A 13,122-nucleotide genomic window follows, 5' to 3' on the forward strand; every position below is an offset into this window, starting at 1 on the left:
TTATAAATACATTTGGTATAACGCTCATGGTATAAAAAAGGACCTGTTGCACGTTAAAAAATATCCTAAAAAGCAAAAAACCGATAACAAATATTATCGGTTTTTTTTTATTTATCTAAAATACTATTTCAATTGCTTCATTGAATCATTTGCATAAGTATTTGCTGGGTCGATTGCAATGGATTTTCCAAAAAATTCTTTGGCTTTGGCTTTATCTGTATTGGCATAAAAAGCCCCAATATGGTTATAAGCCTCTACAACTTTTGTTTTTTGTTTGGTAACTTCTTCGGTTCCTTTTGCCGACACCAAATCTAAATACGATTGATAATCTTTTGCCATGATATCGTCTTTTTCCATCAAGTCATTGATTCTGGCTTTAAATAAAAAGGCATCTTGTGTAGTGGGCGACACTGAAATAACATTGGCAAATGCTGTATCGGCTTTTGTCAATTCGGCAACATTGGGTTTGGTTTTGTCATAACCATAATAAATGGCATAGCCTAAATAAAAATTGTCCATCAAATAATTTTTTTCGTCTTTGTTTGATGCGGCCAATTCAAAAATGCTAGCAGCTTGTGCATAACTTTTTTGTTTAAACAACCCACTTCCTATTTCATTCAATTCTTCTGCAATTTTTGGATCTACTTCTAGTGCTTTTTTGATGCTCACCAATGCTTCGTCAAACTTTGCTTGGTCTGCTATTTTGTTATCTGTTCCTGTTGCTTTTTTCAATTTGGCAAGTCCTAAAAAATAGTAGTCTCTAGCAATTTTTTTGGTAGCTGGATTGGCAAGGTAATCTTCTAATGATTTGATAGAGGTGTCAATATTACCATTTTGATATGCTGCATAACCCAAATAACGTAAAATTCTAGGATTTACTTTATCCAATTGTTTCATTTTTTCGGCCTCAACTTCTAATGCTTTATAATCTTTTGCCAAAATTAAAAAATCTGCATGTCTCATTCTCGAGTTCAAAGAATAATCCGTCAATGACATGTATTTTTCATACAATCCTAATGCTTTTTGAGTATATTCTTGATATTTTGCAGCTTCTTTGTTTCCCCATAAATAATAGGTTTCAGCTAATTCTCTATATACTGGGCCATAATTTGGATCTTGAGCCAATACATTGTTGTACTCTCTATCTGCTTCTGGAAAAGCTTTTGCTCCTTTCAACAAAACCCCCATTTGCATTTTGGCTCTCAACAAATTAGGATCTGTTGCCACTGCTGTTCTATATGCGGCATAAGAGTCGCTTTGATTTTTGTCTCCATAAAAAGCGTCTCCCAAGGCTAAATTTACTTGAGCATCTTGATAATTGATTGCTTTTGCCCGATTCAAAATAGCAATTGCACTCTTATAATCTGGTTTTTCGGCATTCATATATGCTCTTGCTATAAAAACCATTTCTTGCGTATCTTTCTTACGAGCAGCATTGGTTGCTACACCAAAATTATTTTGTACCCCAACAGTATTGCCATTGTCTAAATCTATTTGACCTAGTCCAATGTTGTTGTAATGTTTAAAATCTTTGGCCTCTAATCCTTTTTGAAAATAAATTTTAGCCGAATCTTGTAAATTTTGATTCAAATAAATATTCCCCAACAAAAATGTAGCCTCTCCATTTGAAGGTTTGGTTTGAACATAGCTTTTCAATAAAGATTTTGCTTTTTCAAATTGTTCTGCATCGATAGCTCTTTTAGCTGGATCCAATTCTTGTGCTTGTCCATAAGTAGCTGTTGCTACACATGCTATGGTAAAAATTTTAAATTTGTTCATCGTAATTATTCTTTTTTATCGTTGTTAATTGTTTTTCTGACAGAGATATTTCGAGTTGGGATTTTCCAAGGTAATAGGCCTGATTTTAATATGATACGTTGGCCACGTTCACCCGTCATAAATGAAGCAAAACCCATACCAAGCCCCGAAAATCCTTGACAATTGATAATATACAAATCTCGTGCCAAAGGATAGGTATGCTCTGCAATATTATTTTGAGTTGGCAAATAATAGCCCGACGTTTTCAAACCCTTTACACTCAATACCCGTATATGCTCTTTATATTTTTCGATATTTGCGGTGGGTTCTACTAGCCAATTGACGCCTACTACACCAATGATGCCGCTGTTTTCCGAAACATATTTAATAACTTCTTCGTTTGTTTTAAATGAAAACACACCTTTATCTGGGGTGCTTTGAAGTCCTGCTAATTCATTAAAATACCGCAATGAACTTGAATTTGGATTGTCAAAAACCAATCCTTTAATATTTTTTTTTGAAATGCCTTTCATAAAATCAATAACATCTTGAAGTGCAATCAGGGTGTCGTTGTTATTTTTATTGCCTATTAATGCAATGGCATCTGTTGCAAATGGCGTTACTTTGGGTGTGATTTTTTTATTGATAAAAACATTCGTTTCTAGTGGGGTTAATTTTCTAGTCAAAACAGCCACTTGCATGGTGTCTTTAAAAAAAGCCCGCAAAACTTCAGCTTCCGATTTTGGGACTAATGTAATTTTGGCATCATAATCACTTTCAAAAACCTGAACCTGATCTTCCACAATTGGCAAAATAGATTCGTCCACCAAAATAGACACTTTTCCTTTTAAAATTGTTTGCTCATCTTGCCCCTTTTGATTGCAAAAATACAAAAGACTCAAAACCAACAACGCTACAATTATTTTACTAAAGATTTTCATTTTTTATATTTTATTAGGTTCATCTCAAATTGTATCGAAAAAACAAAGCATTATCCTTATGCTAAATTCCAAGTAAAACACCCCATAGATGTAGCACGTTTTGGGCGTTACCCACAAGGGGTCGGGCTTTCCGTTTCAAACAACGTTCGTTGAACTCCAAAAGAAGTGAAATATTGTGAAATAATCTTTTTTGATTATCACATTCAGAAACTATATTCTTGCAATACAACACCCCTTTTGGGGGCTGGGGGGCTTCTAAAGGATTCCCACTGCTATTCCTAAAGCAAAATGCTGCATGCAATAGAATCTAGTCTTAGCCTACTTCCTTCAACTCTTGATCATGACTTTTGTCTTTCAACTTTTTTGATTCAGGTTTATATCCATAAATCCACCCTGTATCTGCTACTTTTCGACTTTCAGGTTTTGTTGCTGATTTCAAATTGATTAATCCTTAAAAAACCTAATTAATCTTGTAAACGCATAAACAATAAGTACGATTCCAAAAGCGGTTCTATAATTGGTTGGCATATTGATGGGAAGTGCTTTCCAAAAAATGACTACCAATCCTAAAATCAGATAGATTAAAAAAAACAAAATTCCTATAACGAGAAGAAACCGCTCTTTTGGCGATTTCTTCCCTATAGTTTCAACTATTTTTGTAAACATTATTCTGGTGCTTGAATACTAATTGGCAATTGGTAAGTACATCTTACTTTTTTACCGTTTTGTTCTCCTGGTGCCCATTTTGGACATTTTTTCAACACTCTAATAGCCTCGGCTCCTGTTCCAAATCCAATGTCTCTCAACACTTTAATGTCTGTTAAAGAACCATCTTTTTCAACAACAAAAGACACATACACTTTTCCTTTTAGTCCTTCTTCATCAGGAACTTGAAAGTTATTACCAACAAACTTATAGAATTTTTCAATTCCTCCAGGGAAATCAGGTTTTACCTCGATACCTGCAGAGTTGTACAAAATTTCTGGTTCTGCTTCTACTACTTTAGTATCTCCGTTTCCTGGAGCTTCAATAGTAATTGGAGCATCTGGATCACCTTTGATTGTTTCGGCACCTGTTTGTTTGTTTTTGATTTCCTCTATTTTTGGAGGATTTTCAGTTACCTCTTCTGCTTTGGCCACTTCTGGTTTCACAAATTTTACTTGATCCTGAACTGGTGGTGGCGGTGGCGGTGGTGGTGGCAAAGCCTCTTTTGGTTTTTCTTTTGGCGGTAATTTTACCGTAGTAATTTTTTGGTCGATGGTATCGTCTTCTTTAGCCAATCCATCAAACAAATCGCCCAAAAGTCCAGGAGCTGCCACTGCAAAACTGAACAAAGCCGCACCACACAACAACGCAATGGCTGTTGTTTTTGGGCTTTTGGTACGCAAGTCATAAGCACCGTAACTTTTGTTACGACCCTCAAAAACTACATCGAGCCATTGTTTTTTAAATAAATCTAATTTCATATCTATTTTATTTTTTTAGCCCATCAAAATTTAATTTACAAAAAATTTGGATGGACTAAAGATTCATAAACCCTGTTTATTTACCTTCTAATACTTTTGTTTCTTCTGGTGTAAATTCATCAACAATGGCATACGTTTCCACTTTGTTAATAGCCATTTCATCTAAAATATCAACTAAATTTCTATACGTTGATTTTTTTCCAGGCTTGATGATGACAATGATTCCCTCTGTTGGTTTTCCTTTTGCAGTAGAATAATCCAAAACTACTTTTTTTCTTTCGATAATTGCTTTTCGGATGCCTTCTTTGCCATATACCACATCTTTTGGTCCTGCCAATGGTTTGTCCACAAAGCCCATATACCATTTCAACTTGCCGTTTTCGCCCAACATGATGGTCATTGTACGGTTTTCATCTACTAAAGTTTTCTTTTCCTTTATTTCAGGCTTGTCATTTTTATCAGGCAAAGCCAAATCCATAGATTGCGGTTTAGACAACGAAGTAGTAAGCATAAAGAAGGTAATCAAAAGGAAAGCCAAATCTACCATTGCCGTTAAATCGACTTTGGAGTTTGATTTTTTACTCCTTACTTTGCCACCTTTGCCACTGTCGTCGCCAGTATTTAATTCAGCCATTTTAGTCTCTTTTTTTTAATTAAAAATCTTTTCCTCTTAAACCTGTTACTAGATTAAAGTTGTTGATGTTTTGGTCTTGCAAAATATCCATAATTTTTTTTACTTGTGGATATTCTTGTTTGGCATCGCCTTTAATGGCTACTGCCAATGGTTTGTCATCAAGCTCTTTAGTAGCAACACGTGCATTATAAATCCATTCTTTCAACTGGTTATTAGTTGAATCTTTTGGGATACCTGGCTGTACACCTTCTTTATTTCTATCGGAGTTTTTCATTGCTAAAAGACTTTTCAATCCTTCAACAGGTGTTCCAAAAGTTTCAATCAAAGAAAATTGTTTGTATTCTTCTGGAGTAAAAGTAACTCCATATTTTTCAGCCATCAATTCTAATGTACGCTTTCTAACTTCACGTCCTGTAACTCCAAAAAATACTTTTCCTTTTCCAACGGTAAGTGTTGCCAAATCGTTTTCTGGCAATTTAGTTTGAACCGTAGAAGATGGAGCATCAACAGTAAGTGCCTCTTGTTGTTTGGCAGTTGCTGTAAGGATAAAGAACGTAAGCAAAAGGAAAGCCACATCACACATTGCAGTCATATCAATAGATGCTGCTTTTTTGGACATTTTTACTTTAGCCATTAATTTTGTGTTTTAAAATTTTTGATTTATCGAAACGTTATTTTCGATAAATCAAAAAAATTAGTATTATTTTTTAGAAATTCTTCTGTAAGTATTTACGATAGTTGCACCAGCTTCGTCGATTGAATATGTTAAAGTATCAATTTTTGAAGTAAACAAGTTGTACATAATAATAGCCAAAGCAGATGTAGAGATACCTGTTGCAGTATTGATCAAGGCTTCAGAAATACCGTTTGCCAACATCGCTTGGTCTGGTGTTCCAGAAGAAGCCAAAGCACCAAACGCTTTAATCATCCCTGTTACTGTTCCAAGTAATCCTGCAAGTGTTCCTAAAGATACTAATGTAGAAAGAATAGTCATGTGTTTTTCTAACATTGGCATTTCTAAAGATGTAGCTTCTTCAATTTCTTTGTGTATTGTTTCAGCAGCAGCTTCGCTATCCAAACCTTCTTTTCTCACTTCTTGGTATTTTACTAAGGCAGATTTGATTGCATTGGCAACAGAACCTTTTTGTTTGTCGCAAGTGCTGATAGCTGTTTCGATATCGCCACTTGTAATGTTTCCTTGAACTGTTTTCATGAATTTGTCAATGCTTCCTGTTCCAGCAGCTTTAGTAATAACCATGAAACGCTCAATTGAAAAAGTAATTACCATTAAAAGACATCCTAAAAGTACTGGTACGATAGGCCCTCCTTTGTAAACCATTGCTAAATAGTTTCCTGGTAGTGGGTGTCCTGTGTTTACTCCTCCTTCAAAGTTTGAACCATTACCCATAATGAATTGCCATACAAGCCATCCTACAAAAATACATCCTAAAATGATTAAACCTGTAACCATTCCTCCTCCGTTTGAACCGTTTTCTTTTTTAACGTTTGCCATCTTTTTTAAATTTTAAATAGTTTTAAATAATTTTTATTAGTTTTAGTTGTTATTAAACTTGTTAGGACAAATTTAATTTTTTAGTTGAAATAAAAAAACTTTTTTTGATTTAATTACTGAAAATCTATTGTTTTAACGAAAAATCTGTTTTTTTATTGTTAATTTTTATTGAAATTATATTTATTAAATCAAACGTTTTCGATAATTTGATAAAGATTTTGTATAATAACGCAAAAAAAATGAAAATAATATAATTTTATTGCTTTTTATAAATTTTTTGTTTTTTTTTGAAACAATCGTTGATTTTTATTGTTTTTGAACACTACAAAGGGTGCGATTTTTTAAAAGGGTAGTCATTTTCTGTTTAAAAAAAACATCAAAAAGCGAGGTTTTGACTTTTGATCGAAAAAACACATTCAAATATATTTTTTTTATTCTAGTTTTTTATTTCATCTATTGGGAATTTGTTTTTTTATTTTATTTGATTTACGTTCTAAAAACAAAGGGGTTTTTCATACAACTTTAACCGTTTGAATTGCTTATTTGTTCATCAATTTAACAAATTCTTCGTTTTATTTTTAGCAAAAAGAAATAAAAAAAACGACAGCTATGAAATTATTCATAGTGTCGTTTTTACATAATGACTTTATATTTGTTTATAAATCAAATTTAATTCCTTGAGCAAGGGGCAAACTTGTTGTATAATTGATGGTGTTTGTTTGTCTTCTCATATAGACTTTCCAAGCATCGGAACCGCTTTCTCTACCGCCACCTGTTTCTTTTTCGCCACCAAAAGCACCGCCAATTTCAGCTCCAGAAGTTCCAATATTAACGTTTGCAATACCACAATCTGAACCTGCCACAGACAAAAATGTTTCGGCTTCACGCAAACTATTGGTCATAATTGCTGATGATAACCCTTGTGCAACTCCATTTTGAATGGCTATTGCTTGATGGATGTCGCCCGTGTAGGACAATAAATACAATACTGGTGCAAAAGTTTCGTGTTGTACAATATCCAAATCGTTTGATGCTTCAGCAATGGCTGGTTTGACATAGCAACCGCTTTCAAAACCCTCGCCCGACAACACACCTCCAGCTACAAGCAATTTGCCTCCATGTGCCACAACGTCTGATAATGCTTTTTGATATTGAGCTACCGCATGCACATCAATAAGTGGTCCAACATGGTTTTTTTCGTCTAATGGGTTTCCGATTTTTAGTTGTTGATAGGCCGCAACCAAGGCCTCTTTCACCTTGTCATATATACTTTCGTGAATAATAAGTCTTCTTGTAGAGGTACAACGCTGTCCTGCAGTTCCAACGGCACCAAAAACGGCTCCAATTACAGTCATTTTTATATCGGCATCGGGGGTTACAATAATGGCATTGTTGCCACCTAGTTCTAAAAGTGATTTTCCTAATCGAGCCGCTACCGTTTGAGCAACCATTTTTCCCATTCGAGTAGAGCCTGTTGCAGAAATAAGTGGTACACGGGTGTCTTGAGTTAGCCACTCCCCTACTTGGTAATCACCATTGATTAAACAAGATATGCCTTCGGGTAAATTGTTTTCTTTGATTACTTCGGCAATAATATTTTGACAAGCAACCGAGCAAAGAGGTGTTTTTTCGGAAGGTTTCCAAACACAAACATCGCCACAAATCCATGCTAATGCAGTGTTCCAAGCCCAAACAGCTACTGGAAAATTGAAAGCCGAAATAATACCTACAATTCCTAGTGAATGGTATTGCTCGTACATGCGGTGTCCTGGACGTTCGGAGTGCATGGTTAAACCATGTAACTGTCGAGAAAGTCCAACGGCAAAATCGCAAATATCTATCATTTCCTGTACCTCTCCATAGCCTTCTTGTAGAGATTTTCCCATTTCATAAGAAACCAATTTGCCCAAAGCTTCTTTTTTTTGACGCAATTTGTCGCCAAATTGTCTGACTATTTCTCCACGTTGAGGAGCAGGCATCAGTCTAAAAGTTTGAAAAGCCAAGGCTGCAGTTTGCATCACTGTTTGATATTCGTCTGGCGTTGTAGCATACACGGACCCAATGAACTGTCCATCTACGGGTGAATAACTTGGAATAGCTTTGCCTGCTGTAAATTGATTACGACCTGTTGAAGTACCATAATTTTGGTCCTTTATGCCTAATTGGGCTAACGCTTCGGGCATTTGAAAAGTAGGAGCGATTGTTGTCATTGTAACATTTTTATATATAATTGTTATATTTTAATGCGAAGATATAAAAAAAACTAATGTTAGCCGCTTTAGTAGCTGCTTTTTTTAATAATTTTTTAATATTTTAAGGTTGAAAATCATAAATTAGCCCAAAAAAATGAAACCCTTATGATTGCAAAACCTTTTAATTTGAATCAATGGCTAACAGACCATCGTCATTTACTAAAACCACCCGTTGGGAATAAAAATTTGTATATTGAATCTGAAGATTATATTGTGATGGTTGTGGCAGGCCCAAATGCTCGGAAAGATTATCATTATAATGAAACCGAAGAGTTGTTTTATCAGCTAGAAGGCACAATAACGGTCGCCATACAGGAAGATGGCTTGAGGAAAGAAATGATTTTAGGGCCAGGAGATCTGTATTTGAATCCCGCAAAAATTCCCCATTCGCCCTGCCGATCTGAAAACTCCATTGGTTTGGTAATTGAAAGAAAACGGGCGGGCAAAGGCTACAAGGATGGTTTATTGTGGTTTTGTGAGTCTTGTAATCATCCATTGCACGCTGTTTATTTTGAATTACATAATATTGAAAAAGATTTTCTAAAACATTTCCATGATTTTTACAGTTCTCAAAGTTTAAGAACTTGTAAGCATTGTGGAAAGGAGATGGCTACAGACGAAAGGTTTGTTAGTAAATAGACATTAGACAAACATAAACAAACCTCAACAATTTGATAAAATCATTGAGGTTTGTTTTATATAAATATATTCATTTGATAAAAAATGACATTCCATCAAATAGGAACTGGGTTTATTCTCCTAAAAATGGATAACGATAATTTTCGGGAGTAATGAAAGTTTCTTTGATGGTACGAGGCGAAACCCATCTTAACAAATTGAGTGCCGACCCTGCTTTGTCATTGGTACCAGAGGCTCTTGCACCACCAAAAGGCTGCATGCCAACAATGGCACCCGTTGGCTTGTCGTTGATGTAAAAATTACCCGCTGCATTTTGTAGTGCAGTTGTTGCTTCTTGAATGGCATATCTGTCTTGAGCAAAAATGGCACCAGTTAAAGCATATTCTGAAGTTTCATCGACTAATTTTAACGTTGTATGCCAATTGTCGTCTTCATAAACAAAAATAGTAATCACTGGCCCAAAAAGCTCAGTGTGCATGGTGGTATAATGAGGATTTGTAGTAACAATAATAGTAGGTTCTATAAAATACCCCACAGATTTGTCGCAATGGCCACCCACTAAAATTTCGGCATCTTGGTCTTTTTTGGCTTGCTCTATATAACTTGCCAGTTTATCAAAAGACCCTTCGTGGATAACTGCTGTAATGAAATTTGAAAAATCTTCGGGCGACCCCATTTTCATAGATTTTACATCCGTAATAAGTTGTTGTTGGAGTTGGCCCCACATACTTTTAGGAACATAAGCTCTGGAGGCAGCAGAGCATTTTTGACCCTGAAATTCAAAGGCACCCCTCACAATGCCAGTGGCTACTTGTTTGACATTTGCAGAAGGGTGTGCTACGATAAAATCTTTGCCACCCGTTTCTCCAACTATTCGTGGGTATGTTTTATATTTATGAATATTATTGCCTATATTTTTCCATATTTCTTTAAATACATAAGTAGATCCTGTAAAATGAACCCCCGCCAAATCAGGACTATCGATAACCGTTTGGGTGATCATTTGGGCATCGCCAAAAACAACATTGATAACACCATCTGGCACACCTGCCTCTTTAAAAACATCAATAATTACTTTTGCAGAAAAAACTTGGCTGTCGCTGGGTTTCCAAACCACTACATTGCCCATCATAGCGGCACTTGCAGGAAGGTTTGCGGCAATAGCAGTAAAATTGAATGGTGTTATGGCATAAACAAAACCTTCGAGTGGGCGGTATTCAAGCCTGTTCCACATGGTGCTGTCTGATTTAGGCTGTTCGCTATAAATTTGTGTCATGAATTCGACATTAAAACGCAAGAAATCAATCAATTCGCAAGCGGCATCAATTTCGGCTTGGAACACATTTTTAGATTGCGCTATCATGGTTGCAGCATTGATTTTGGCCCTGTATGGGCCAGCAATGAGCTCTGCCGCTTTTAGGAAAATGGCAGCTCTCTGTTCCCATGCCATATTTGCCCATTTTGATTTGGCTTCTAAAGCCGTTTGAATGGCAAGGTCTATGTGTTTTTTTTCGGCTAAATGATAAGTCCCTACGATGTGTTGGTGGTCGTGAGGTGGCACCATATTTTTAGTTTGCCCTGTTTTAATTTGTTGAGATCCAATATAAAGTGGCACTTCTATTGGGTTGTTCCACAGGGTTTTGTATGCTTCTAAAACGGCTGCTTTTTCGAGAGAATTTGGAGTATATGCTTTTACGGGTTCGTTTACCGCCTTTGGTACATTAAAAAATCCTTTTAACATAGTATTTATATTTTTATTGGTTGGTATATTTTTTTGAAATTGCTAAATTTAAGGCAAAAGTACAAAGGTTTTTTAAATAATTATAAATATCTATGCCCTTTTTTAGTAAAACACAAAAAACCAATTGTGGTTTTATAGGACACAATTGGTTTTTTTGAAGTTGTTGATTTGGGTTAGATTTTATTATTTACAGCAATTTGCGTTAGCGATAGCAGTGAAAATCCTTTAGAAGCCCAGCCCCCAAAAGGGGTGTTGCATTGCAAGAATATAGTTTGTGAATGTGATAATCAAAAATGATTATTTCACAATATGAAATTTCTTTTGGAGTTCAATGAACGTTGTTTGCAACGGATAGCCCAACCCTTGGGGAACGCCCAAAACAGGCTTCGTATAATTTGTTGCCTAGTTTTAGAGTCTAGCTTTGATTTAGAGCAATTTTTATTCCTCTGGAGCTAATTCTATTTCGAGTCCTTCTAATGCCTGAGTAAGGTGCAACTGGCAACCCAATCGGCTGTTTGGTTTTACGTTTAGGGCTTCAGAGAGCATGGCTTCTTCATCGTCATTTTTTTCTGGAAGATTTATATCGTTCAGCACGTAGCATTGACAAGAGGCACACATGGCCATGCCACCACAAATACCAATGGTACCTTCCTCTACTAGTTCATACATTCGAACGAGTTCCATGACGTTCATGTTCATATCTGTTGGTGCTTGTACTTCGTGTATGGCACCTGCTCTGTCGGTAATTTTAATGGTTATATCTGCTGACATTTAATTTTGACATTGGGTTTATATGATGTTGATTACGGTTTCTATTTGAGGAGCATGCTTTTTGATGGTGGTTTCTACGCCTGCTTTCATGGTCATTTGATTGACACTACAAGAATTGCACGCCCCTTCTAAACGGACTTTTACATGTTTGCCCTCTTCGATAGCAACAAGGGAAATATCGCCTCCATCTGAATTTAAAAAAGGACGAATTTCTGCAAGAGCCATTTCAATTTTTTGAGTTAATTCTTCGGTTGTCATCATGTAAAATTAATTTTGGCACCCTGCCATTGTGGTTATTTTAATGGCCTCGGTAGCTGGAAGGTTGTCGTTTCTACGCACGACTTCGGCAACCACTTTGCGGGTAATGTTTTCAAAAACAGTTCCAATCACGGCGTTGGTTTGTAAAGCGGCAGGTCGTCCGTAGTCGCCCGCTTCCCGAATAGATTGTACAATTGGCACTTCGCCAAGGAAAGGGACGTCAAGATCTAGGGCTAAATTTTTGGCTCCTTCTTGTCCAAAAATATAATATTTGTTGTTGGGCAATTCTTCGGGAGTAAAGTATGCCATATTTTCAATAATTCCTAAAACAGGAACTTTGATGGCATCGGACAAAAACATGGCAACCCCTTTTTTAGCATCGGCCAAGGCTACAGCTTGCGGAGTACTTACCACAACAGCCCCCGTAATAGGCAGGGCCTGCATGATGGACAAATGAATATCGCCTGTGCCAGGAGGTAAATCGATAAGCATAAAATCCAATTCGCCCCAGTGGGCATCAAAAATCATTTGGTTGAGTGCTTTTGAAGCCATTGGGCCTCGCCAAATGACAGCTTGACTTGGAGAAGTAAAAAAACCTATGGACAATAATTTTATTTCATAGCTTTCTATGGGTTTCATTTTAGATTTGCCATCAATGTTTATTGATATGGGTTTTTCATTTTCAACATCAAACATAATAGGCATGCTAGGCCCATAAACATCGGCATCTAATATGCCAACACTAAAACCCATTTTGGCTAAAGTTACTGCTAAATTTGCCGTAACCGTCGATTTTCCAACGCCACCTTTGCCAGAGGCCACTGCAATAATATTTTTGATACCTGGTATTGCTTTTCCTTTGATGCTATTGCCATCGGCATTTTTTTCGGGTACTTCTACTTTAAAATTCACTTTTACTTGAGCTTGGGCATCAATTTGTTCGTAAATTACTTTTCTAATATCGTCTTCTGCCCGTTTTTTGATGTGCATGGCGGGTGTATTCAATACAATATCAACTACGATTTCCGAGCCAAAAGTCAATACGTTGGCTACGGCACCGCTTTCTACCATATTTTTTCCCTCGCCAGCTATTGTAATGGTTTCAAGTGCTTTTAAAATGGCTTTTCTATCTAATTTCATATCAGTAAA

At 36.2% G+C, this 13,122-nt stretch carries 13 protein-coding genes; 1 reads left to right on the plus strand and 12 read right to left on the minus strand.

The features are described 5' to 3' along the window. Positions 1-123: 123 nt before the first annotated feature. The 8 genes from B0A58_RS11010 to amaB all read right to left on the minus strand — a co-directional run bounded on the left by B0A58_RS11010 (position 124) and on the right by amaB (position 8,522). Positions 124-1,779, minus strand: coding sequence for a tetratricopeptide repeat protein (locus B0A58_RS11010; RefSeq protein ID WP_089081102.1), 1,656 nt, complete (start codon positions 1,777-1,779; stop codon positions 124-126). A gap of 5 nt (positions 1,780-1,784) precedes the next feature. After that, positions 1,785-2,699: a PstS family phosphate ABC transporter substrate-binding protein gene (locus B0A58_RS11015; RefSeq protein WP_089081103.1), complete on the minus strand. Its 915-nt coding sequence runs from the start codon at positions 2,697-2,699 to the stop codon at positions 1,785-1,787. 313 nt (positions 2,700-3,012) lie between these two features. After that, on the minus strand, positions 3,013-3,138 hold the full coding sequence (locus B0A58_RS16980; protein ID WP_260439128.1) for a hypothetical protein: 126 nt from the start codon (positions 3,136-3,138) through the stop codon (positions 3,013-3,015). 226 nt (positions 3,139-3,364) lie between these two features. Then, positions 3,365-4,165: an energy transducer TonB gene (locus B0A58_RS11025; RefSeq protein WP_089081104.1), complete on the minus strand. Its 801-nt coding sequence runs from the start codon at positions 4,163-4,165 to the stop codon at positions 3,365-3,367. Positions 4,166-4,241: 76 nt separating this feature from the next. Beyond that, positions 4,242-4,799, minus strand: a complete 558-nt coding sequence (locus tag B0A58_RS11030) for an ExbD/TolR family protein (RefSeq protein ID WP_089081105.1) — start codon at positions 4,797-4,799, stop codon at positions 4,242-4,244. 19 nt (positions 4,800-4,818) lie between these two features. After that, complete coding sequence (locus B0A58_RS11035; protein WP_014083156.1) at positions 4,819-5,433, minus strand: ExbD/TolR family protein; 615 nt, start codon at positions 5,431-5,433, stop codon at positions 4,819-4,821. 66 nt (positions 5,434-5,499) lie between these two features. Next, the gene (locus B0A58_RS11040) at positions 5,500-6,312 is read right to left on the minus strand and encodes a MotA/TolQ/ExbB proton channel family protein (protein WP_014083155.1); all 813 of its coding nucleotides are present in this window, start codon (positions 6,310-6,312) and stop codon (positions 5,500-5,502) included. A 656-nt stretch (positions 6,313-6,968) separates the two neighbouring features. Next, positions 6,969-8,522, minus strand: a complete 1,554-nt coding sequence (gene amaB / locus B0A58_RS11045; protein WP_089081106.1) for an L-piperidine-6-carboxylate dehydrogenase — start codon at positions 8,520-8,522, stop codon at positions 6,969-6,971. A 147-nt stretch (positions 8,523-8,669) separates the two neighbouring features. Here amaB and B0A58_RS11050 point away from each other — a divergent pair, with 147 nt between their 5' ends. After that, positions 8,670-9,203, plus strand: coding sequence for a 3-hydroxyanthranilate 3,4-dioxygenase (locus B0A58_RS11050; RefSeq protein ID WP_089081107.1), 534 nt, complete (start codon positions 8,670-8,672; stop codon positions 9,201-9,203). 112 nt (positions 9,204-9,315) lie between these two features. Here the strand turns inward: B0A58_RS11050 and pruA are convergent, their stop codons facing one another. The 4 genes from pruA to B0A58_RS11070 all read right to left on the minus strand — a co-directional run bounded on the left by pruA (position 9,316) and on the right by B0A58_RS11070 (position 13,113). Next, a complete protein-coding gene (pruA, locus tag B0A58_RS11055; RefSeq protein WP_089081108.1) occupies positions 9,316-10,944 on the minus strand; it encodes an L-glutamate gamma-semialdehyde dehydrogenase in 1,629 nt (542 codons plus the stop codon). A gap of 438 nt (positions 10,945-11,382) precedes the next feature. Further along, on the minus strand, positions 11,383-11,715 hold the full coding sequence (locus tag B0A58_RS11060) for a 2Fe-2S iron-sulfur cluster-binding family protein (protein ID WP_014083151.1): 333 nt from the start codon (positions 11,713-11,715) through the stop codon (positions 11,383-11,385). An 18-nt stretch (positions 11,716-11,733) separates the two neighbouring features. After that, entirely contained in the window at positions 11,734-11,973 is a 240-nt protein-coding gene (locus B0A58_RS11065) for a NifU family protein (protein ID WP_044032103.1), read from the minus strand. A gap of 9 nt (positions 11,974-11,982) precedes the next feature. Beyond that, entirely contained in the window at positions 11,983-13,113 is a 1,131-nt protein-coding gene (locus B0A58_RS11070) for an Mrp/NBP35 family ATP-binding protein (RefSeq protein WP_089081109.1), read from the minus strand. Positions 13,114-13,122 lie beyond the last annotated feature (9 nt).

It is taken from the genome of Flavobacterium branchiophilum NBRC 15030 = ATCC 35035, assembly GCF_002217205.1.
Classification (GTDB): domain Bacteria; phylum Bacteroidota; class Bacteroidia; order Flavobacteriales; family Flavobacteriaceae; genus Flavobacterium; species Flavobacterium branchiophilum.